The organism is Herbidospora cretacea (assembly GCF_001570605.1).
Lineage (GTDB): Bacteria > Actinomycetota > Actinomycetes > Streptosporangiales > Streptosporangiaceae > Herbidospora > Herbidospora cretacea.
In genome coordinates this window covers 234,972-257,709 of sequence record NZ_BBXG01000004.1, presented here as the reverse complement: position 1 = coordinate 257,709, position 22,738 = coordinate 234,972, and the positions used below count along the sequence as shown (strand labels likewise).

Annotated in this window: 12 protein-coding genes; 8 read left to right on the top strand and 4 right to left on the bottom strand. The window is 74.1% G+C overall.

Features of this window, described 5'->3' with window-relative positions:
• Nucleotides 1–578: 578 nt before the first annotated feature.
• The 4 genes from AW270_RS09300 (at nt 579) to AW270_RS09285 (ending at nt 13,520) form a co-directional block, all read left to right on the top strand.
• Nucleotides 579–896 (top strand): hypothetical protein, encoded by a 318-nt coding sequence (locus AW270_RS09300; protein ID WP_061292839.1) that lies wholly within the window; start codon nt 579–581, stop codon nt 894–896.
• A gap of 493 nt (nt 897–1,389) precedes the next feature.
• Nucleotides 1,390–11,790, top strand: coding sequence for a hybrid non-ribosomal peptide synthetase/type I polyketide synthase (locus AW270_RS09295; protein ID WP_061293506.1), 10,401 nt, complete (start codon nt 1,390–1,392; stop codon nt 11,788–11,790).
• Nucleotides 11,791–11,814: 24 nt separating this feature from the next.
• A complete protein-coding gene (locus AW270_RS09290; protein WP_061292837.1) occupies nt 11,815–12,687 on the top strand; it encodes a LysR family transcriptional regulator in 873 nt (290 codons plus the stop codon).
• Nucleotides 12,688–12,752: 65 nt separating this feature from the next.
• Complete coding sequence (locus AW270_RS09285) at nt 12,753–13,520, top strand: SDR family NAD(P)-dependent oxidoreductase (protein ID WP_061292835.1); 768 nt, start codon at nt 12,753–12,755, stop codon at nt 13,518–13,520.
• On the opposite strand, the gene AW270_RS09280 is transcribed toward AW270_RS09285, so the two are convergent.
• Nucleotides 13,501–14,085 (bottom strand): NAD(P)-dependent oxidoreductase, encoded by a 585-nt coding sequence (locus AW270_RS09280; RefSeq protein WP_174549858.1) that lies wholly within the window; start codon nt 14,083–14,085, stop codon nt 13,501–13,503. The genes AW270_RS09285 and AW270_RS09280 overlap by 20 nt on opposite strands.
• A gap of 49 nt (nt 14,086–14,134) precedes the next feature.
• On the opposite strand from AW270_RS09280, the gene AW270_RS09275 reads away from it, so the two are divergent.
• Nucleotides 14,135–14,497 (top strand): winged helix-turn-helix transcriptional regulator, encoded by a 363-nt coding sequence (locus AW270_RS09275; RefSeq protein WP_245674639.1) that lies wholly within the window; start codon nt 14,135–14,137, stop codon nt 14,495–14,497.
• 4 nt (nt 14,498–14,501) lie between these two features.
• Here the strand turns inward: AW270_RS09275 and AW270_RS09270 are convergent, their stop codons facing one another.
• A complete protein-coding gene (locus AW270_RS09270; RefSeq protein WP_061292834.1) occupies nt 14,502–16,778 on the bottom strand; it encodes a transglycosylase domain-containing protein in 2,277 nt (758 codons plus the stop codon).
• Entirely contained in the window at nt 16,778–17,626 is an 849-nt protein-coding gene (bla, locus tag AW270_RS09265) for a class A beta-lactamase (protein ID WP_061292832.1), read from the bottom strand. The genes AW270_RS09270 and bla overlap by 1 nt, the downstream gene beginning before the upstream one ends.
• 83 nt (nt 17,627–17,709) lie before the next feature.
• On the opposite strand from bla, the gene AW270_RS09260 reads away from it, so the two are divergent.
• Genes AW270_RS09260 through AW270_RS09250 form a run of 3 tightly spaced genes read left to right on the top strand, consistent with a single transcriptional unit; the run spans nt 17,710 to nt 20,769 of the window.
• Entirely contained in the window at nt 17,710–18,579 is an 870-nt protein-coding gene (locus AW270_RS09260) for a LysR family transcriptional regulator (RefSeq protein WP_061292831.1), read from the top strand.
• On the top strand, nt 18,540–19,469 hold the full coding sequence (locus AW270_RS09255) for a serine hydrolase (protein WP_061292829.1): 930 nt from the start codon (nt 18,540–18,542) through the stop codon (nt 19,467–19,469). Before AW270_RS09260 ends, AW270_RS09255 begins: the two co-directional genes overlap by 40 nt.
• Before the next feature lie 52 nt (nt 19,470–19,521).
• Nucleotides 19,522–20,769, top strand: coding sequence for an FAD-binding oxidoreductase (locus tag AW270_RS09250; protein ID WP_061292827.1), 1,248 nt, complete (start codon nt 19,522–19,524; stop codon nt 20,767–20,769).
• Between the two features lie 12 nt (nt 20,770–20,781).
• Here the strand turns inward: AW270_RS09250 and AW270_RS09245 are convergent, their stop codons facing one another.
• Entirely contained in the window at nt 20,782–22,734 is a 1,953-nt protein-coding gene (locus AW270_RS09245; protein ID WP_061292825.1) for an AfsR/SARP family transcriptional regulator, read from the bottom strand.
• Nucleotides 22,735–22,738 lie beyond the last annotated feature (4 nt).

Genomic DNA, 22,738 nt, shown 5'->3' with positions numbered 1-22,738 from the left:
GTGATGACCCGATCGTGCTGCGGCGGGCCCGGTCCGCGAATCCCGTGAAGTACGTAGTCTCTGAGCGGCCAAGGCCCGGGACGGCCGGCGGCGGGAGGTGACGCCGGACTTCTGGAAGATCTTGTGGGGGTGGTGGTCGACCGTGCCGGCGCTGCGGAAGAGCTGCACGGCGATCTCGGCGTCGGTCGCGCCGCCCCTGGCCGTGGTGGGCGACCATGCGTTCCTGCGGCGTCGGTCAGGGATCTGCCGGTACGCGCGGTCGAGGCCGGCTCCCGCCGGGCGCGGTCGGCGTAGCCGGAAGCGCCGATCCGCTCGTAGATCGTGGCGGCGTCGCCGCACGGACATCCGGACTCGCGTTGGTCACCGCGCCTTCGGCCGGTCCCGGCGAGGAGCGGCAAGCCGCCCGCTAAGGGACCGGCACAGAACTGGTCATCGCCGTGCAGGCGCGTCCGGCCGAGGGCCGTCATCGGTCAAATCCCGCTACGGAAACCCCACACACGTCCGCTGGTGATCGCAGCCCATGATCGCCAACGGCAAGGATGACGGCCGACGTCGTGAAAAGCAAAGGAAGGAACCCCATGAAGCGCTTCCTGCTCGGTTCGGCCGCCGCCGTGTCGGCCGTCTTCGGACTCCTGGCCGGTGCCGCTCCCGCCCAAGCGGCGGAGGGTCCGGTCGTCGTCTTCCGGAACGAGCTCCTGCCGCTCTCCGTCTACAACGACCCCTCGGGCTGCCACCAGCTGCCTCTCGCCGCAACCGTGGTCACCAACCAGACCAACGGCAACATCACCGTCTACATCGATCCGTTCTGCACGATCGCCGCCAGGCCTTTCTCCACCATCACGCCGGGCCATGGCGCTCACGTCCTGCCGACGGGAGGAAGCTTCGCGGTTTCCTAGCGAAAGACCGCCGCAACCGCCGTGCCCGTTCACCAGGACCCACCCCGGAGAACGGGCACGTTTCACCAAGCTTTGCACCGGATGGATCAGCGGAGCCCTTTCCTGGGGCAGCACGGAAAGAACGGGGACCGCCGCAGGTCGCCGGGCATGTCCGGTCTCCCCGGCCGGACACATCACGCCTCGGCATCCACGCCGACACCCTTTCCGCGCCAGCATCTCCGACGCCGCCCGCCCACAATCAGCGCTCAGCCGCAACGCCGACGGCCGGCAGGCCCGGCAAGTCGGCGCGGTGTCTCCGCGATCCAGCGGTGACTACGGCATCTCGTGGAATGCGCTCTTGGTCGCCGGCCCGGCACGTGACCGTCCCGGCGACTCGATCGAGACCGGCCCACGATGGTCGCGGCTGCCCAAGACGCGCGAACCCGTCACCCGGAAGCCGATCGGCCACGCCCTCTGTCATCATGTGCCGAAATCCGCGGAAGGTCGGGGGCTCATGGTGCTGCTGGACGTGCTGCTGGGGGCGGCGGACGAGGCCCCGGACCAGGTCGTCGTGCACGTGCGCGGCGACGGCACCGAACACGTCGTCACCCACCGCGAGCTGCGGGACGAGGCGCTGCGGGTGGCGGGGGCCCTCCTGCGGGCCGGGATCCCGCTCGGCACGCCCGTGCCGCTCGTCGCCGATCGGAGCGAGGACTTCCAGCCGCTCTTCTGGGGGCTGGTCGCGGCGGGGCTGGTGCCGGTGCCGCTGGCGCCCGACCCGCGACGGGTCCGGCCGGTGTGGGAGTCGCTGGGGAGGCCGCCGATCGTGGCCGACGTGCCGCCGCTGCCGGAGGCGCGGGTGCTCACCGCCGACCGGTTGCGGGCCGGAGAGAGGGCAACTGACCTGCCGGTACGCTCCCCGCACGACCTGGCCTTCCTCCAGTTCTCCTCCGGCAGCACCGGGAACCCGAAGGGCGTCGAGCTCACCCACGCCGCCGTGGTGGCCAACCTGGCGCAGATCCGGGCGGCGGCCGAGGTCACCGCCGACGACGTCACGGTCAGCTGGATGCCCTACTTCCACGACATGGGGCTCATCGGCACCCATCTCGTGCCGCTGGCCGCGCGGATGAAGCAGGTCAAGATGGGGCCGCTGGCCTTCGCGAAGCGTCCGGCGCTGTGGCTGGAGACGGCCGCGCGGCATCGGGCGACCGTGCTGACGGCGGCCAACTTCGCGCTGGCGCTGGTCGAGCGGCGGGTGCCGGCCGAGGTCGTCCGGGCGCTGGACCTGTCGAGCGTACGGCTCGTGCTGGTGGGCGCGGAGCCGATCTCGCCGCGCGTCTGGCGGGCGTTCCTGGCCGCGACCGGCCTGCCGCCGCACGTCCCGCAGCCCGTCTACGGCCTGGCCGAGGCGACCCTCGCGGTCACCGTGCCTCCCCTGAACGAGGTCGCGACGCCGCTGGTGCTCGACCGTGCGGCCCTGGCCGACGGGCGGGTCGAGTTCACCGGGCCGGGGGCGCACGCGGTCGAGCTCATGGACGTCGGCCTCCCGGTCCCGGGCTGCGAGATCCGGATCACCGGCGGGCGTGAGGTCGGGCCGATCGAGGTCCGGGGGCCGCAGACCGCGCGCGGCTACCACGGCGGCGTCCGGTTCTCCGAGTGGCTCGACACCGGGGACCTGGGGTTCCTCCATGGCGGCAGGCTGTGTGTGACGGGCCGGGCCAAGGACGTCGTGTTCGTCAACGGGGCGACGTTCCACGCCGCCGACCTGGAGGAGGTCGCGTCCGGGGTCAGCCCGGGACCGGTCGCCGTCGTCGGGTCGCCGGGGCCCGAGGGCGAGCGGGTCGTGGTGTTCGTGCGGGCGCCGGCGTCGGCCGAGGCGGTCGGGCAGGTCCGGCAGCGGGTCGCCGGGGCGTGCGGGCACGACGACGTCAGCGTGGTGGCGGTGCCGGCGACGGCGTTCCCCCGGACGACGAGCGGCAAGCTGCGGCGGGCGGTGATGCGGGCGCGGTTCGAGGCCGGTGAGTACACCCCGGCCCCCCGGTCGAGGGCCGACGTCGAGGCGGCGATCACGGCGATCTGGGCCGACGTACTGGGCGTCACCCCCGGGCCGCATGACCGGTTCGCCGCGCTGGGCGGGTCGTCGCTGAGGGCCATGCAGGTCCTCGCCGCCGTGGAGGACCGGTTCGGGGTGGCGCTGACGCCGTCGGACGTCCGCGACCACGACACCGTCGCGGCCCTGGCCACGGTCGTGCTGGCCCCGCCGTCCCGGACGGCCGCCCCGGCCGCGAGCGTGAACGGCGGGCTGGTCGCGATCACCGGGATGGCCTGCCGGTTCCCCGGCGCGGACACCCCGGAGGAGTTCTGGGAGCGGCTCGACGGCGGCTACGACGCCGTCACGCCGATCACCCGCTTCGACCACGACGGCCACGGCGGTTTCCTCGACGACCCGGCCCTGTTCGACGCCGGGTGTTTCGGCCTGTCCGACGAGGAGGCGGCGGCCACCGACCCGCAGGCCCGGCTCCTGCTCGAACTGGCCCACGAGGCGCTCGAACGCGCCGGGTACGCGGGCTCCCGCCGTCGCCGCCGCCGGGTCGGCGTGTTCGCCGCGTCCGGCGAGAGCGGCTACCGCGAGGTCCTCGAACGCGCCCACGGCGCGACCGGCCTCCCGCCCGAGGCGCTGACCGGCAACCTGCCCAACCTGCTGGCCGCCCGGGTCGCGCACACCCTCGACCTGACCGGCCCGGCGCTGGCCGTCGACACCGCCTGCTCGTCGGCCCTGGTCGCCCTCCACCTGGCCCGGCGCAGCCTCCAGCAGGGCGAATGCGACCTGGCCGTGGTCGCGGGCGTCAATCTCAACCTCACTGCGGCCGGATATCGCGCTCTGAGCAAGACACAGGCGCTCTCGCCCACGGGCCGCTGCCGCGCCTTCGGGGCGGCGGCCGACGGGTTCGTCCCGGGCGAGGGCGGCGCGGCGCTGGTGCTGGCCCGGCTCGACGACGCGGAACGTTCCGGCGACACCGTCCTGGCGGTGCTCAGGGGCACGGCGGTCAACAACGACGGCCGGTCGCTGAGCCTGCTCGCGCCCAACCCGCTGACCCAGCGGGAGGTGATCGTCCAGGCCTACCGGGAGGCCGGGGTCGACCCGGCCGAGGTCACCTACGTCGAGGCCCATGGCACCGGGACCCCGGTCGGCGACCCGATCGAGCTCCGCTCACTGCGGCACGCCTTCCCCACCGGCTCCCGGCTGCTCGGTTCGGTGAAGACCAACGTCGGCCACCTGCTCAACGCCGCCGCGATGCCGAGCCTGGTCAAGGTCGTGCTGGCCCTCCAGAAGGGCAGGGTCCCGCCGTCGCTGCACGCCGACCCGCCCGCCGACGGCCTCGACGGGTTCACGGTCCCGGCCGAGACGGCCGACTGGCCGGAACCGAGGACCGCAGGGGTGAACGCCTTCGGCTTCGGCGGCACCAACGCCCACGCGATCCTGTCCGGGGCCCCCGAGCGGCCTGCCCGCCACACCGCGGGTGAAGGCCTGAGCCTGCTCACGTTGTCGGCCCGCAGCGCGCCCGCGCTGCGGCAGGCGGCCGCCGACCTCGCCGCCTTCCTGCCCGGGCACGACGAGGCCGACGTCTGCGCCTCGGTCGCCCAGGCCCGCGACGAGGGCCCGCACCGCCTCGCGCTGGTCGCCGACGGGACCCTGGCCGACCGGCTCCGGGACGCCGAGGGGCGGATCGCCGGGCCGCGCCCCCGGCTGGTGTTCCTGCTGCCCGGCCAGGGCGCGCAGGGGCCGGGCGCGGACCTCTACGCCGGCGCGCCGGTGTTCCGGCAGGTCATCGACGAGGCGTCCGAGCTGGTGGGCCCGGTCGGCGGGCGCACCCTGAAGGACTGGTGCGTGGACCGCGCCGCCGAGGTGGTCCGCACCGATGTGGTGCAGCCGCTCATGGTCGCGTACGGGATCGCGCTCGCCCGCCAGCTCCAGGCCTGGGGCGTGACCCCGGACGCGGTCGCCGGGCACAGCGTGGGCGAGATCGCCGCCGCGTGCGTCTCCGGCCGGCTCACTTTGGCCGACGCCGTCACCTTCGCGGCCGAACGCGGCCGGTTGATGCACGACCTCTGCCCGCCGGGCGCGATGGCCGTGGTCCCCGGCGGCACCGACCTGCCCGGCGACGTGACCGTGGCGGCGGTCAACGCACCGGGCCAGGTCGTCGTGGCCGGGCCCCAAGAGGCCGTCGACGCGCTGGAAGGACGCCGGATCGACGTCGCCTGCGCCTTCCACTCACCCCTGATGGACCCCGCCCTCGACCCGCTGGCCGAGGCCGCCGCCCGGCTCACCGTCCGGCCGCCGGTCCTCCCCCTCCTCAGCACGGTCACCGCCACCTGGAACCCACCCCTCGACCCCGCCTACCTGCGGGACCACGCCAGGCAGCCGGTGTGTTTCGCCGACGCCGTCAGCCGCCTGGTCGCCGCGGGATACGACACGTTCCTGGAGCTCGGCCCCTCCCCCGCGCTGGGCGGCGCGATCAGAGCGGCCTCGGACACGGCGACCACGATGGCCGCCGGTCACGACGGCGGCGCGCGGGACCTGATGGCGGCCGTGGGCGCGCTGTGGCAGCGCGGCTTCCCGATCGACCGCACCGCCATGGACCGGGGACGGGCGCGCGTCGGCGTCCCGACCTATCCGTTCCAGCGGCGGCGTCACTGGCCGTCGTCCCGGCTGCTGCACCGGCTCGTCTGGCGCGAGCAGCCGGTCGAGGACGCGACCATCGCGGTCGAAGGGCTCGCCGAAGCGCTCCAGACGACCGGCGTGACCGTCCTGACCAGCGGAGACGTCACGCTTCTGGTCGCGGGCGCGCCCTGCCCGGCCCGTTCGGCCGACGCGCTCGACGACGCGCACCGCGCGATGACCAAGGCCCTCCTCGACCTCGACGCGGCCCGGGTCCTCGTCGTCACCCAGGACGTCCACGTCGACCGGCCCGAGCAGGCGGTCCTCCACGGGCTGGCCGCCGCGTCGGCCGAGGAGAGCCGCACCGAGGTCAGAGTGGTCGACCTGGCCTCCCGTGAGCCCGTAACGGACAGGGTCGCCGCGATCGGACGCGAACTCGCCGCCCGGGGCGGCGGGCTCGTCGTCTGGCGTGACGGGCGGCGGCTGGCGCGGGAGCCGGAGGCCGTCGTGCCGGCCCCGAGGGAGCTGCCCCCGGACGGCGTCTACCTGATCACCGGCGGCGCCGGTGGGGTCGGGGCGGCGCTGGCGCGGGACCTCGCCGACCGGGGGCGGCCCACGCTCGTGCTGGCCGGGCGGTCGCCCCGCCCACCGGCCGGCCTCCTCGCCGACCTGCGCGGACGCGGCGCCACCGTCGAATATCACGCCGTCGACGTGTCGAAGGACGCCGACGCGCTGCTGCGGGGGCTCCCCCGCCTGGACGGGCTGTTCCACGCCGCCGGTGAGGTCCGCCCCGGCGCCCTCAAGGGCAGGTCGCCGGAGGCGGTCGTCGAGGCCATGGCCGCCAAGACGCGCGGCGGCTACCTGCTCGCCGAGGGCCTGCGCCGCCACGGGCTGACGCCGGTGGTGTGCGTGGCGTTCTCGTCGGTGTCGTCGGTGCTGCCGGGCCTGGCCGGGGGGATCGGCGAGTACGCCGCCGCCAACGCCTACCTCGACGCGCTGTGCGCGGCGGAACGCGCCGCGGGCATGCCGTGGACCGCCGTGAACTTCGCCGCCTTCGCCGAGGTGGGCCTGGCCGCCCGGGCGGGTCTGACGAAGGGCGCGCTCGACACGTCGGCGGCGCTGGCCGCGCTCCGCTCGGCGATCGGGACGGATGCCGCGCAGGTGCTCGTGGCCGATCTCCAGGTCGTCCAGGAGCGAGGGGCCGACACCCCGGGCGGTGAGGTGCGGAGTGTCGTCAGACGGCTGGTCGAAGCCGCGCTCCAGCGGGACGGGATCGGCGACGACGAGTCGTTCCTCAGCCTCGGGCTCGACTCACTCACCGCCGTCGACCTGGTCAAACGCCTGGAGAAGGAGCTCGGGCGGCCTCTGCCGATCACCCTGTTCTTCGAGTTCCGCACTCTCAGGGAGCTGGTGGCCCATCTCGACGCCGACGGGTCGTTCCCGCTCACGCCGGTGCAGCGGGCGTTCCGGACGCAGCAGCGCCTCTATCCCGAGATCTCGGCCTACGGGTATGTCCGCCAGACCGTCACCGGCCCCCTCGACCCGGACCTCCTCCGCCGCGCGCTGGAGCACCTGGTCGACCGCCATCCCCTGCTGCGCCTGCGCCTCCACCCCGACGACACCCAGTCGGCCGGGGCCGCGGCGCTCCCCTTCTTCGAGGTCCGCGACCCCGGCGACACCGATGACCTCGACGCCCTGGAGTCCGAGCTCCGCAACCGCCCCTTCGACCTGTCCCGCGAGAGCCCGCTGAGAGTGGTCCTGGCCGGCCCGCACCTGATCATCGTCGTCAGCCACCTCGCCGCCGACGGCTTCAGCCTGAACGTCCTCGGCGAGGAGCTCTGGACCGTCTACACCGCCCTGGCCCAGGGCCGCGCCCCGGAGCTCCCCCCGCTCACCACGACCTTCGCCGAGTACGCCGCCGCGTCGCCGCCCGCGAGCGCCGGCGATCTGGCGTACTGGACCGAGGTCCTGAAACACACCCCTGACCTGCGCCTCCCTTACGACGGCGACCCGGGCGGACCGCCGCTGGACACTTTCCAGGTCGCGCTGACGAGTGAGCGGTCCGCCGCCCTGCGCGCGCGGGCCGCCGCCCACGGCGTCTCGCTGTTCCACCTGCTGCTGGCCGGATATGTACGCCGCCTCGCCCGCTGGACCTCCGGCGACGAGGTGGCCGTGAACGTCGCGCGGGCCCGCCGCGAGATCCGCCTCCCGGGCGTCGACCGCCTGGTGGGCCCGCTGGCCGACACCCTCCCGCTGGTGACGGGCGTGCGTCCCGGCGAACCGCTGGAGGACCTGGCCGCGCGGCTGCGGGACACCTGGCGGGACGCCGAACGGCACGCCACCCCGACCGGCGTCGACCTGGCCCGCCTGCTGCCGGCCGCCGAGGGTCCCCGCACGGCGAGCCCGGCGTCGTTCAGCTTCGCCCGGTTCCCGGTGGCGACCGACCCGGCCTGCCCGGTGGAGGTCACCGTCACCGCCGCCGGAACGGCGTCGGCCGCGACCAGGCTCAGCCTGCTCTGCTGGGAGTCGGGCGGTGAGCTGCGGTTCACCTGGAACTTCCCGGCCCGCCTGTTCCGCCGCGACACGGTGCGGCGGCTGGCCGCCGAATACCTGGACGAACTCAGCGCGACCCCGGAACGGGAAGGCCTGGCGGCCCGGCTGCGCGCGCAGTTCCGCGCCACCCCCGACGCGGTCGCCGTCGACACCGGCACGGTCCGGGTGACCTACGCCGAGCTCGACCGGCGCTCCGCCGCGCTGGCCGCCCGCCTGCGCGGCAAGGGCGACCTGATCGGCCTGATGACCGAACCCGGCGTCGACACGGTCGTCGGCCTGGTCGGCATCGTCCGGGCGGGCGCGGGCTGGGTCCCGCTCGACGCGACGCACCCGGAGGCCCGCCGCCGCGACCAGCTCGCCCGCTGCGGCGTGACCACCGTCGTCACCGACGTCGACGCCGACCCCGAGGGCTCCTACGACGCCCCGCCCAGCGACGGCGTCGCCTACGTCATCTTCACCTCCGGCTCGACCGGCCGCCCCAAAGGCGTGCCGATCACCTACCGGGCGGTGGAGAACTACCTCGACTGGGCGATCGGCACGTTCGGCTACCGGCGGGGCGACCGCCTGGCCCAGACGGCGTCGATCTGCTTCGACGCGTCGGTCCGCCAGCTGCTGGCCCCGCTGCTGGTCGGCGCGACCGTGGTGACGTTCACGCGGGAGGAGGTCCGCGACCCCGGCCTGCTGGCCGGGCGGCTGCGCGACGTGACGGTCTGGAGCTCGGTGCCCAGCCTGTGGTCCCGGCTGCTGGACGCCGGCCCGTTCGAGCACCGGCTGCGCTGGATCCACGTCGGCGGCGAGGCGCTCCCGCCGGAGCACGTGCGGCGCTGGTACGACCTGTTCGGCCCCGGCGTCCGGATCGCCAACCTCTACGGCCCCACCGAGGCGACGATCAACGCGACCTGCCACGTCATCGACGAACGCCCCGCCGACGACGTCACCGCGATCCCCATCGGCCGCCCTGTCGCGGGCATGTTCGTCGACGTGGACGAGTCGGGCGAACTCCTCATCGCCGGGATCGGCCTCACCCCCGGCTACCTCGACGAGCCCGGCCGGTTCGTCGAACGCGACGGGGTGCGCTGGTACCGCAGCGGCGACCGCGTCCGCCGCGACGCCGACGGCGACCTGGTCTTCCTGGGCCGGATCGACGCGCAGGTCAAGGTGCGCGGCCACCGGGTCGAACCGGGGGAGATCGAGGCGGCGCTCCACACCCACCCGGAGGTCGCGCGGGCCGCCGTGGTGCTGACGGGCGAGCGGCTGAGCGCCTTCGTCGAGCCGCGCCCCGGCTGCGACCCCGATCCCGGGGCGCTGCGCGGGCACCTGGGGGCGGTGCTGCCCGCGTACATGATCCCGGCCCGGATCGCGATCACGCCCGCGCTCCCGCAGACCGGCACGGGCAAGATCGACCGGCGGGAACTGCACGGGACGCCACCCGCGACCCCGACCGAGGAGCGGGTGGCCGAGGTCTGGCGCGCGCTGCTGGAGGTGCCCCGGGTGTGCCGGGAGGACGACTTCTTCGCCCTCGGCGGCGACTCGATCATGATCCTCCAGGTGTTCGCCCGGCTCGGCGAGCAGTTCGCCACCCTGCCGCGCCCGACGGTCGTCTACGAGCACGGCACCCTGGCCGCGCTGGCCCGCGCGATCGACGACGCGGAACCCGCCGAGGCCTTCCCGGCCGACAGGAGCGACGGCCCGTTCCCGCTGACGCCCGCCCAGAAGGGATTCCTGCTGGCGGGTCAGTCGTGGCTGGCCACGCTGCGGGTGCGCGGGCACGTCGACCGCCCGCGCTTCCAGCGCGCCGTCGACGCCTGCGTGGCCCGGCACGGCATGCTGCGCACGGTCTTCCCCGGGGACGGGCAGCAGGAGCTCCCGGCCGGGCTGCGGCTGCCCGTCGTCTTCGAGGAGGCCGCCGACCCCGCCGGGAGGATCGCCGAGGAGAGGGCCAGGGTCTTCGAGCCGTGGGCGTGGCCGCTGCTGCGCCTGCGGCTGATCACGGTGGCTCCCGACGAGCACGTGCTGGTCGTGCACGCCCACCATCTGATCGGCGACGGCTACAGCGCCGCGCTGCTCGCGCGGGAGCTGCTCGCCGCCTACGACGGGATCGACCTCCCGGTCCCGCGCAGCACCTTCCGCGATCACGTGGCCCGGCTTCCCCAGGCAGAACAGGCGCGGGAGGCGTACCGGAGACCGGTGGTGGACCCCGGCCCGGCCCGCTCGGCGGCCTTCACCGTCGACGCCACCGCGCTGCGCCGGGCCGCCGCCGAGGCCGGCACGACCTTGTTCGTGGCTGTGCTGGCCGCCTACCGGCGCGCGCTGGCCGCCTTCACCGGACAGGACGATCTCCTGCTCGGCGTGGCGGTGACCGGCCGGGACAGCGCACCGCCGGACGCCCACCTGGTCTTCGGGCCCTATGCGAGCGCCGTCGCGGTCAGGCCCGTCTCCGGTGAGCTGCGGGCGATGGCCGACGCGGTGACGGCCGCCCGCACGGCCGGAGTCGCCGACATCAGGGCGGCGCGGTTCTTCTTCAGCCACCTCGACTTCACCGCGCTCGGCCCGCTGGAGGGCCGCGAACTGAGCCTGACCTGGGACCTCGACGCGGAGATCGCCCCGGTCGGCGCGGAGACCTTCCTCGCGGTCCGGCCCTCCGTCGATGGCCTGCGGGACGGCCTGCGGGTGGTCCTCCGCGCGACCGTGGCCGGCTTCGACCGCCTCGAACGCCTGCTCCGCGCCGAACTGACGACCCTGGACGCCGCCCTGGTCGGATACCTGCCCTCCCCCGGCGATCTGCTCGCCCTCGCGGGAGCTCCCCCGATGCCCCGCGAGGACCTGCGCGCTCTGCTGTTCCCCAGCGGCCGCTTCCGGCTGGCCGAGGAGCTCACCACCCCGCTCGGCCGCTCGGGCTTCGTCTGCCTGCCGCTGTTCGCCGACGAACTGGCCGCCGCCCCCGACCTGGCCGCCAGAACCGCCGAGGCCGTCGAGTACGCCGCCACGCTCGGCGCCCGCAAGGTCTCGCTGGCCGGGATGATCCCCTCCCTGACCGGCTACGGGTTCGACGTCGCGAGGCGGACCCGGGTGCCCGTCACCACCGGCCACGCCGCCACCGCCGTCTCGGTCGTGCTGACCGTGCGGGCGGCGCTGGCCGGGCGGTCGTTGCGCGACCTGACCGTCGCCTTCGTCGGGCTGGGGTCGATCGGCCGCTCCTCGCTCGGCCTGCTGCTGGCCGTGGAGGACCGGCCGGAGCGGCTGCTGCTGTGCGACCGCGCGGCCCGGCTGGAGGGACTCCACCCGGACGCCGAGATCTGCGGCGTGGACGCCGTCCACGAGGCCGACCTGATCGTGGCGGCGGTGAGCGGCCACGACGTCGTGATCGACGTCGACCGGCTGCGGCCCGGCGCGATCGTCGTGGACGACTCCTTCCCCCACTGCTTCGACGTCGCCAAGGCCCTGGCCAGGGACGACGTGACGATCGTCGGCGGCGGTCTGCTGGCGCTTCCGGGGATCGAGCGGCGGCTGGCCGAGGACGTGCCCGCGCCCTGGCTGCCGGGGACCATCGCGTCGTGCCGCCTGGAGTCCCTGATCGATCTCCCTGTGGTCCACGGGCTGGTGGAGCCGGACCAGGCCCTCGCTCACTGGGAGGCCGTGCGGGCGGCGGGCGTGGAGGCCGCCCCGCTCCACCTGGGCGGGAAGGTTAGGGTGAAGGAGTAGAACTCCCAGCGTGGAGGCGTGTCCATGATCGAGCGGCTCAACCTCGAAGGACTCCGCTACGCGCAGGCGGTCGCCGAGACCAAGTCGTTCAGCGCCGCCGCCCGTGCCTACGGCGTCACCCAGCCCGCCCTGTCCAACGGGATCGCCAAGCTGGAGGAGCGCCTCGGGGGCAAGCTGTTCGACCGGTCGCCGCGGGGCGTGACCCCGACCGCCTTCGGGGCCAGGATCCTGCCGCTGATCGACAGCGCCCTGGTGGCGCTGGGGTCCGTCGCGGCGGAGGCGCAGCGGCTGACCGAGCCCGGCGAGCCGAAGATCCGCATGGGCTTCTCGCCTCTCTGTTCCCATCTCGTCGCCCGGACGTTCGGCGTGGTGCGCCGCCGGCCCGGTTTCCGCGACCTGCTGGTGCGTGAGGCTCTCATCCATGATCTCCAGCAGAGCCTGGCCTCCGGTGAGCTCGACGTCATCCTGATGCCCGCCGTCGCCCCCATGCCCGGCTACGAGCACCGCGTGGTCGACACGGACACGGTCGTCGTCGTCGGCTGCGGCGCGGGCGCCCCGATCGAGCTCGGCGAGGCGAGCAGGGAGCAGATCCTGCTGGTGCCCGTGCAGTGCGGGCTGACGATGTTCATCAGGCGGCTCTTCCGCTCCCACGACCTGCCGCTGCGGCCCTATCCCGGGGAGGTCTCCAGTTACCGCGTCCTGGAGCAGTGGGCCGCGCTCGGCCTCGGAGCGGCGCTGATCCCGCTCGCCAAGCTCAGCTCGCCCGGCGTGCCCCACCGTCCGCTGACGGACGGGGGCCATGAGGTGCGGATCTCCTTCGAGGCGGTGTGGGGCGTCGACTCGGCGCTCGGCGACGAGCTCGCCCGGCTGACCCGAGAACTCGCCAGCCATAAATGAGGCTTATGTCCTGATTCGCCAAGATCCTCTACCGGCGTCCGTCTCCACGTCCTACCGTCGGAAGCATGGACTTCACCAACAGGAAGGTCATCGTCATCGGCGGGACGAGCGGCATCGGCCTCGCCGTCGCGCGGCGCGTCCTGGCGGGCGGCGGCAGCGCCGTCGTCGCCGGCCGGACCCGGTCACGCGCCGACCAGGCGGCGGCCGACCTCGCCGTCCACGGCAAGACCCACGGTCTGGCCGCCGACCTGACCGACTTTGAGGCCGTCGACCGGCTCCGCGCCGACCTGACGGAGTGGCACGCCGACGCCACCCTCCTGGTGAACGCCGCCGGCGTCTTCGCGCCCAAGCTCTTCCTCGACCACACGCCCGAGGACTTCGACCGCTACCAGATCCTCAACCGGGCGTTCTTCCTGATCACCCAGACGGTCGTCCAGAACGTGATCGACCGCGGGGAGCGGGGGGCCGTGGTGAACATCGGCTCGATGTGGGCGCGGCAGGCGGTCGCCGCCACGCCGTCGTCGGCCTACTCGATGGCGAAGGCCGGGCTGCACGCGCTCACCCAGCACCTGGCCATGGAACTCGCGCCCTACGGGATCCGCGTCAACGCGGTGGCACCGGCCTTCGTCCGGACCCCGATCTACGAGGAGTTCATCCCGAGGGAGCGGGTCGACGCCGTCCTCGACAGGTTCGACGGCTTCCACCCGCTCGGCCGCATCGGCACCCCGGACGACGTCGCCGCCACCGTCGCCTTCCTGCTGTCCGACCAGGCCGACTGGGTGACCGGCGCCGTCTGGGACGTGGACGGCGGCGTCATGGCCGGTCGCAGCTGAGCGCCACCAGTTCTCCGTGGTGGCGAGGCTGCTCCACCTCGTCGAGCACGGCCACGGCCAGGTCGGGGTAGCCGAACGACTCGTCGGCGGGCACCCGCGAGCCGCCCGCGCTGACCCGCCCGGTCGCGGGGTCGTCGTGCAGGAAGACCGGCGGCGGGGCCAGCACCACCCAGTCGAGGTCCGACCGCCGCAGCAGCTCCAGCTCCTCGGCATGGCCCTCGGTGAAGGCCCGCGCGTCGGCGGGGAAGCCGGGCGTGAGGTAGAGCGGCACGCCGTCGGCCGTCTCCAGCGTCGTCCCGATCCCGATCACCACCAGCCGGCCGGTCTCCGCGCCGGTCAGGCCCTCGATCAATGCGGCGGCGGCGCGGGGGAAGAAGGCCGGGTCGAGCTGCGAGGCGGCCATGACGGCCGCGTCGTGCCCGGCGGCCAGGGACGCCACCGAGGCGGCGTCGGTGACGTCGGCGACGTCCCGGAAGGCGGCGGTGACCTCGTGGCCGCGCGCCCGCGCCTCGGCCACGATGCGGCGGCCGGCTCGGCCGCCCGCTCCGAAAATCACGATTCTCATGGGGCGTGACGCTAACCGGCCACCCCTCGGTTTCTGCAACGATACTGAGGTGGCTGAGCCTCTGGACCCCGACATGTTCACCGGGTGCGCGCCCGTCACCGCCCCGATCCGGATCGGCGACAAGTGGACCGCCAAGATCATCCGCTGTCTCCAGGACGGGCCCCGCCGGTTCTCCGAGCTCAAGGTCCCGCTGACCGGCATCACCCCGAAGGTCCTCACCGAGTCGCTGCGCGCGATGGAGCGCGACGGCCTGGTGACCCGGACCGCCCATCCGGGGATCCCGCCGAAGGTCGTCTACGAACTCGCGCCCCTCGGCCACTCCCTGGTCGGGCCGCTCGACACGATGTGCGCGTGGTCCCGGGCCAACCTCCCGCAGGTGCTGTCGGCCCGGGAGTCCTACGAGTCCCGCTGAGGCGTCAGTTCCCCCGGCCGCCCTGTCCGCCGCCCTGTCCGCCGCCCTGGCCGTCCCACGGGTTGACGTCCTGGCCACCGCGCGGGCCGCCCTGGTCGTTCCGGCCGGGGCCGTTCTGGTCGCGCGGGCCGGGGCCGTTCTGGCCCTGGTCGTTCCGGCCGGGATCGACCGAGGTCACGCCGGGGTCGTCGGGGCCGGGGCCGAAGTCGTCCGGCGGGCCCTCGCCGTACTCGTCCCAGGGCTCGTCGCCCCAGAAGTCGTCGTACGACCTGACCGCGCCGAACCGCTCCTGGTTGATCGGGGTGAACGGGGTGGCCGGGACGCCCTCCAGGGCCGCCAACATGGTGGCCTTCCAGATCGGGCCGGGGACGGTCGCGCCGAACACCGAGCCGTACCAGCGGCCGCCGATCGTCACGTTGTTCAGCCGGTGGGTGCTCGCGCCGCGCGGGTCGGCCAGGCTGACCGCGCCGGCCAGGTCGGGGGTGAACCCGGCGAACCAGGCGCTCGACTGGTTGTCGTTGGTGCCGGTCTTGCCGGCCGCCGGGCGGCCGATGCCGCCGACGCCCGACATCGTGCCCTTGGTGAAGACGCCCGACAGGATGTCGGCCGCCGCGTCGGCCACCTCGGGGTCGATCGCGTCCTGGCACTTCGGCTCGAACGTCGTCTTCTTCCCGTTCCGGTCGGTGATCGCGGTGATCGCCATCGGCGGGCAGTACTTCCCGCGCGCGCCGATCGCCGCGTAGGCGGTGGCGACGGTGACGGGGTCCATCTCGTTGATGCCGAGCGTGAAGGTCTCGAACTCCTGGAGCTTCTTGCCGTCGGCGCGCTTGATGCCGAGCGACTTGGCCGTCTTCACCGTCTCGCAGAGGCCGACGTGCTCCTCCAGCTTCATGAAGAACGTGTTGACCGAGCCCCACGTGCCGGTCTGCAGGGTGGTGTGGCCGGGCGAGCCCTCGTCGTTGGTCACGGCGTGCGAGGGGTCGCCCACCGCGTTACCGGCGCAGTCGGTGAACGCCGAGGGCGACGGCGCGTTGTAGGAGGCGCCGACGTTGAAGCCGTCGCTCAGCCGCATGCCCTGGTTCAGCGCGGTGAGCAGGGTGAACGTCTTGAACGTCGACCCGGCCTGGACACCGCCCAGGCCCCCGTGGGCGCGGTCGGCGACGACGTTGTAGTCGAGGTTGTTCCGGCTGGCGGCCATCGCGCGGATCGCGCCGGTGCCCGGTTCGACGAGCGCCTGGGCGGCCACCGGGCCGTCCTTCCTGCCGACGTAGGCCTCGATGCCCTTCTGCGCGGCCTGCTGCATCTTCGGGTTCAGGGTGGTCCGGATCGTCATGCCGCCCTGCTTGAGGGCGCGTTCGCGGTCGGCCCGGGTCTTGCCGAAGGTCTTGTCGGCCAGGATCTCGGCGGAGACGTACTGGCAGAAGTAGCGGTAGTCGCTCGTCTCGCAGCCGCCGGGGATCGGGACGCCCTTGTAGCCCAGCTTCGACTTCTTCGCCTTCGCCGCCTCGGCGGGGGTGATCTTGCCGAGTTCGGCCATCCGGTCGAGGACGACGTTGCGGCGGGCCAGCAGCGCGTCGCGGTTGGTCTTGCCGCCCTCCGGGTCGGTGGAGGTGGGCAGCCGGACCGCCGCCGCGAGGGTCGCCGACTGCACCAGGTTCAGCTTCGACGCCGAGACGCCGAAGAAGCGCTTGGCGGCGGCCTGGATGCCGTGGGCGCCCGCGCCGAAGTAGGCGATGTTCAGGTACTTCCCGAGGATCTGGTCCTTGGTGTACTTCTCCTCGACCGACAGCGCGTAACGCAGCTCGTTGAGCTTGCGGACGTAGCTGGGGGCGAGGGCCGCCGCCTTGGCCTCGTCGGTGGTGGCGCTGTTGAGCAGGACCTGCTTGACGTACTGCTGGGTGATGCTGGAGCCGCCCTGGGCGACGCCGCCCGCGTTGAGGTTGGCGGCCAGCGCCCGGATGGTGCCCTCCAGGTCGATGGCGCCGTGCTGGTAGAAGCGGTCGTCCTCGATCGCCACGATCGCGGTGCGCATGATCGGGGCGACCTGGCCGATGTCCACGTTCTCGCGGAACTGGTCGTAGAACTGGGCGATGCGCTTCCCGTCGGCGTCGAGCAGGGTGGTCTTCTCCGCCAGCGGGGGCTCGCTCAGCTCCATCGGGCTGAGGTCGATGGCCTCGACGGCGCCGCTGAGGGCGAGCCCGACCGGGACGCCGATCCCGGCGGTGAGCACCCCCGCGGCGATGCCGGCGACGAGCAGGGCGGGCATGTTGCGCAGGCGCATCAGAGTTTCCCGAGGCCACGGGCCGCGATCGTGGCGGCTCGGGCGATGACGGAGTCGTCGGCGGTGCCGTTCCTCGCGGTGCGGTTGGTGTAGATCGCCATGATGATCGGTTTCTTCGAACCCTTCGGCCAGATGATCGCGTAGTCGTTGGCGGTGCCGTAGGTGCCGCCCGTGCCGGTCTTGTCGCCGATCCGCCAGCTCTTCGGCAGCCCCGCGCGGATCCGCTTGTCGCCGGTCTCGTTGGCCACCAGCCAGCCGGTGAACTTCCGGCGGTCGCCGGCGTCGAGGGCGTTCCCCACGGTGAGGACCCTGAGGTCGGCGGCGATGGCGGCCGGGGTGGTGGTGTCGCGGACCTCCGCGGGGCTCCACTGGTTGAGGCCGGGCTCGGTGCGGTCGAGGCGCGAGACGTGGTCGTTCAGGCCGCGGAAGTAGCGGGTCAGGCCCTTGGGGCCGCCGACCTCCTTCAGCAGGAGGTTGGCCGCGGCGTTGTCGCTCTTGGTGACGGCGGCCCTGGCCAGCTCGGCCACGGTCATGCGCGAGCCGACGTGCTTCTCGGTCTCCGGGGAGTAGGCCAGCAGGTCCTTCTTCTTGATGAGGATCCGCTTGCCGAGGATGTCGGGCTCCTTGTCCAGGACGGCCGCCGCCAGCACGCCCTTGAAGGTCGAGGCCAGCGGGAAGCGCTCACCCGAGCGGTAGGCGACCGTCCTGCCGGTGGCGGTGTCGACGGCGTACACCCCGATCCGGCCTTTGAAGGAGGTCTCCAGCGCGCGCAGGTCCGCGACCGCCGAGGTCTGCGGCGCAGTCACGCCGCCGGTGAGCAGGGCGAGGGACATCACGAGAGGAAGCATGCCGGTGAGTCTGTTCTGTCAGCGTAAATACCGTCAAAGACACTTGAAGCCTACATTATGCATTCATGGCATAATTCCAGTTCGTGGACCTACTGGCGGCCTGGAGAGTGTTCGTCAACGTCAGCGAGCGCGGCAGTTTCACCGAGGGCGCCGCGGCCTCTCAGGTCCCCCAGCCGGTGGCCAGCCGCCGGATCGCCGCCCTGGAACAGCACCTCGGCGCCAAGCTGTTCGACCGGTCCGCGCGCGGCGCGCTGCTGACCGACTTCGGCCGCGACCTCCTCCCCTCGGCCCAGCGGCTGGTCCGGCTCGCCGACGACATGGAGTGGGAGGCCGGCCAGGCGCTGCTGAAACCGCTCCGCCTGGCGGTCCCGGAGATCTGCGCCGTGCGCGACCTGGCGCTGCTGACGGTGGAGGCGCGCGAGGCCGGCGTCGACCTGGAGGTGGTCGGCGCGGGCGCCGGGATCAGGGCCGAGCTGGCCCGGTCGCGGGAGGTCCGGGCCGCCCTGGTGGGCACGCCGGAGGACGGCGCGACGTGGGTGGTCGAACTGGGCCTGGCCGGCGTGCCGGGTCCCCCGGGTCCGGTCGTGTACGTGGAGAGCCTGCGCCCCGTCCGCGCCGACAGGTCCGGCCGGCGGAGGAGGATCTGGACGCAGCCGGAGGACGACGTGCCGCACATCCGGGACCCCCTCTTCCGGATCAGGGACGCCGCCGGCCTGCTGCCCGCCCAGGTCGTCCTCGCCCCGTCGCTGACGACCGCCGCCGCCGAGGTGATGGTCTCCACCGACCTGCTGCTCTGCTCCCCCCGCCAGGCCGCCGAGCTCGGCCTGGACTGGCGGCCGATCGGCGAGATCCGGCTCGTGCGCGGGTACGCTGTGGCCGCCGCCATCGGGGACGACGCCGAGCGGGTGCGGGGATGGCGTCGGGTGGCGGCCTGTCTGGGGGTCGACACGTGATCCGTGAGCTGCGCCGGATGCTCGACGACGGCGGGTTGCGAGGGTCGTTCCTGGTCCGCGACCTGCGCACCGGCGAGGAGATCGGGATCGACCCCGACGTCGAGTTCACCACGGCGTCGCTGGTCAAGATCCCGCTGGCGGTGGCCACCCTGGAGCGGATCAGGCGCGGCGAACTCGACGGCGCGGCCCGCCTGACCGTCGGCCCCGGCGCCCGCTTCTCCCCCGGCCCGACCGGCGTCAGCCGCTTCCGCCACCCGGCCGAGATCGCCGTCGACGACCTGCTCCTGCTGACCATGACGGTCAGCGACAACACGGCGGGCGACGCCCTGTTCGACCTGACCCCGCCCGCGATGGTGGCCGCCCTGCTGGAGGAGTACGGCCTGCGCGGCATCTCCGTCCGCCACACCCTGCGCCACCTGACCGACAGCCCGGTCGAGCACCTCGGCGGCCACCTGGCCCACGTGCTGGCCATCGAGGGCGCGACCGCCGGACGCGGCCACCCGGTCCCCCAGCTCGACGTGACCCGGGCGTCGTCGGGCACCGCCCGCGCCTTCGCCGACCTGCTGGAAGCGCTGTGGCGGCCGTCCAGGATCGACCCGTGGGTGGCCGAACGGGTGCGCGGCCTGATGGCCGACAACGTGCTCCGCCAGCGCCTGGCCCCCGACTTCGCCTCCGACCTGACGACGTGGTCGTCCAAGACCGGCACGATGCTCAACCTGCGCCACGAGGTGGGCGTGGTCGAACACGCCGACGGCCAGGTCTACGCGGTGGCCGCGATGACCGAGTCACGGGTCGCGGCCGTCCGCCAGCCGGGCGCGGAGGCGCTGATGGCCCAGGTGGCCCGCGCGTTGAGAGACGAGATCCGCTCATCCCGTGACCCCGGCGCATGACCTGACGTCGGGCTGTCGCAGCCGTGAAGGCGGCCGGTCCTAGCGTCGCGCCATGACTCTCCTCCGACCTGGTGATCCCGGCTTCGACCCCTTCCGTCACACTTTCGGCCCCGGCGGCTCCCCCGCCCTGGTGGCCTCCTGCGCCGACGCGGCCGAGGTCGCCGACGCGCTCCGGCACGCCAAGGCGCACGGCCTGCGGGTCGCCGTCCGCTCCGGCGGGCACAGCCTGGCCGGGCTGTCGACCAACGACGGCGGCCTGGTCATCGACCTGTCCCCTCTCGACCAGGTCGAACCGCTCGGCGACGACCTGGTGCGGGTGGGCGCGGGCGCCACCTGGGGCGCGGTGTCGAAGGCGCTGGCCCCGCACGGCCTGGCGGTCTCCTCGGGCGACACCTCGAACGTGGGCGTGGGCGGGCTGCTGACCGGTGGCGGCCTGGGCTGGTTGCTGCGCAGACACGGCCTGACCATCGACCATCTGGTCGCCGCCGAGGTCGTGACGGCCGACGGCGGGGTGCTGAGGGTGAGCGCGGCGGACCATCCCGACCTGTTCTGGGCGGTGCGCGGCGGCGCGGGCACCGCCGCGATCGTGACCCGCGCGGAGCTGCGCGCCCACCGTGTCACCGAGGTCGCCTTCGGTCAGATCGGGTACGCCGCCGCCGACGCGGAGCGCGTCTTCAAGGGCTGGCGTGAGGTGCACCGCGCGGCCGGGGACGGCCTGACCAGCGCGGTGGCGCGGGTGCCCGGCGCGACGATGGTGCTGGCCTGCCACGCCGACGCGGGCGCGCTCGACGCGCTGACCACGCTCGCCGAGCCGACCAGCGTGGACGTCAAGGTGGTGCCCTACCCGGACATCCTCGAAGCGGCCGCCCCGCCGCCCGACTGGCAGCCCCACATGCGCAACCGCTTCCTGCGCGAGCTGACCGACGACCACATCCGCGCGATGCTCGCCTTCGCCGAGGCCACCCCGATGGCGGGGGTGTCGGTCCGGGGCCTCGGCGGCGCGATGAACCGGGTGCCCGCCGGCGCGACCGCGTTCCCCCACCGCGACAGCGAGGTGATGGCCCTGGCCGGGCTGCTCGGCACGCCCGATCAGCACCCGGCCCGGCTGCCCGCCTTCGACGCGCTGTGGGCGGCGCTGGAGCCGGAGGCCACCGGCGCGTACGTGGGTTTCCTCAGCGAGCTGAGCCAGGACGACGTCGCGGCGATCTGGCCCGGCGCGACCCGCGAGCGGCTGATCGAGGTCAAGCGGCGGTACGACCCGGCGAACGTGTTCTCCGGCACCGCGAGCGGCACGCTCTGATCCCAGCGCCGGTCAGAGCGGCACCCCGCTCTGGCCCGGCGCGAGCAGCCGCGCCCGCAGCGACTCTGTCATCGACGTCAGCCTCCGGGCGACCCTCGGCCTCCCGTGCCCGGCCGCCCAGCCGGGCAGGGCGTTGAGCACCTCGCAGTGCCAGTCGAGCCATCCCGGGCAGGCGTGGTCGACCCGGTCGAGATACCAGGCCAGCAGGGCGTCGATCCCGGCCTCCCGGTCGTCGGGCGCGATCGGGCGGCCGGCCGCGAACTCCCGGACCAGCGGCGGCACCCGATAGTGGCCCGCCGGGGTCGGCTCGGCCAGATGCCCGGCGACCAGCGTGTCGAGATGGTTCTCGGCACGTTCCGGCGACAGCCGCAGCATGGCGGCCAGCCCGCCCGGGTCGATCTCCCCGGCGGGATGGAGCCCGCCCGCGAACCGCAGCACCCGCTGCGCCGGGGGGTCGAGGGCGTCGTACGACCAGGAGATGGCCGTCTGCACCTCGGTGAACGGCTCGGCCGGGAGCGAGCGCAGCGGCAGGCCGGGCCGCCGGGTGACCCGTTCGCCGACGACCCGGACGGCGAGCGGCAGGTGGTCGCACCGGGCGACCAGCCGCCGGGCCGCCTCCGGCTCCCGGGCGACGCGTTCGGGGCCGACTACCCCGGCCAGCAGCGCCAGCGCGTCGCCCTGCCGCAGCGGGCCGAGGACGATCCGGCGGGCCGTCCCGGCGACGACCAGGTCACGGAGCTGGTCGCGGCTGGTCACGACGGTGACCGCGCCGCGCCCGGGGAGCAGCGCCCGGACGTGCGCGCTGTCGCGCGCGTCGTCGAGCACGACGAGCAGCCTGCGCCCGGCGGTCCGCGACCGGAACAGCGCCGCCGCCTCGGCGAGCTCGGCGGGGACGTCGGTGACGCCCAGGCCGCGCAGCATCGACCGGAGCGCGGCCGGCGGCTCCACCGGCGGACCGGCGGCGCGGCCGCGCAGGTTCACGTACAGCTGCCCGTCGGGGAAGTCGGCGGCGGCCGCGTTGGCCCAGCGCACCGCCAGCGCGGTCTTGCCGACCCCGGCCGGGCCGACGACGGCCGTGACGTCCTGCCCGGCGAGGTCGGCCAGGTCGCTCTCGCGGCCCTGGAAGCCGAGCACGTCGGGCGGCAGCTCTCTCGGCACGGGAATCGGCGGCACAGGGATCAGCACAGGGATCGGCACAGGGATCGGCACAGGGATCGGCACAGGGATCGGCGCGGCCGTCCGGAGCGGCTGTCCGGCCAGGATCGCCTCGTGCTGTTCGCGCAGCTCGGGGCCGGGCTCGATGCCGAGCTCGTCGCGCAGGCGCCGGAAGGCGGCGCGGTAGGCGTCCAGGGCCTCGGCCCGCCGCCCGCCGCCGTGCAGGGCCGCCATGAGCTGCGCCCAGTAGCGCTCGCGGAGCGGGAACTCCGAGGTCAGCGCCCGCAGTTCGGCGATCAGCGCGAGGTCGTGGCCGAGCCGCAGGTCGAGGTCGATGCGGCGCTCCAGCGCCCGCTGGTGCTGCTCGGCGACGACCGGCACGTCGAGCTCCCGCAGCGCGCCGGACGCGACGTCGGCGCAGACCGGCCCCCGCCAGAGCGCCAGGGCCCGGCGCAGCAGGTCGCGCTCGCGTCCGGGATCGCCTTCCGAGGCGGCCTCGGCGAGCAGCCGCCGGAAGCCGAGCAGGTCGAGCCTTTCGTGGTCGAGCTCCATCAGGTAGCCGCCGCCGCGCGTGTGGATCTCGGCCCCGTCCCCGAGCCACCGGCGCAGCCGCACGACGTGGGTCTGCACCACCCGCCGGGGGTTCCCCGGCGGGTCGTCGTCCCACAACCGCTCGGCGAGCTGGTCGATCGTGACGAGCCGGCCCGCCCGCAGCAGCAGCGTGGCGAGCAGCGCGCGGTTCTTCGCCCCGGGAACCGGGCCCTGGTCGACGCTGAGCGGCCCCAGGACCCCAAAACGTAAGACAGCCATCCGC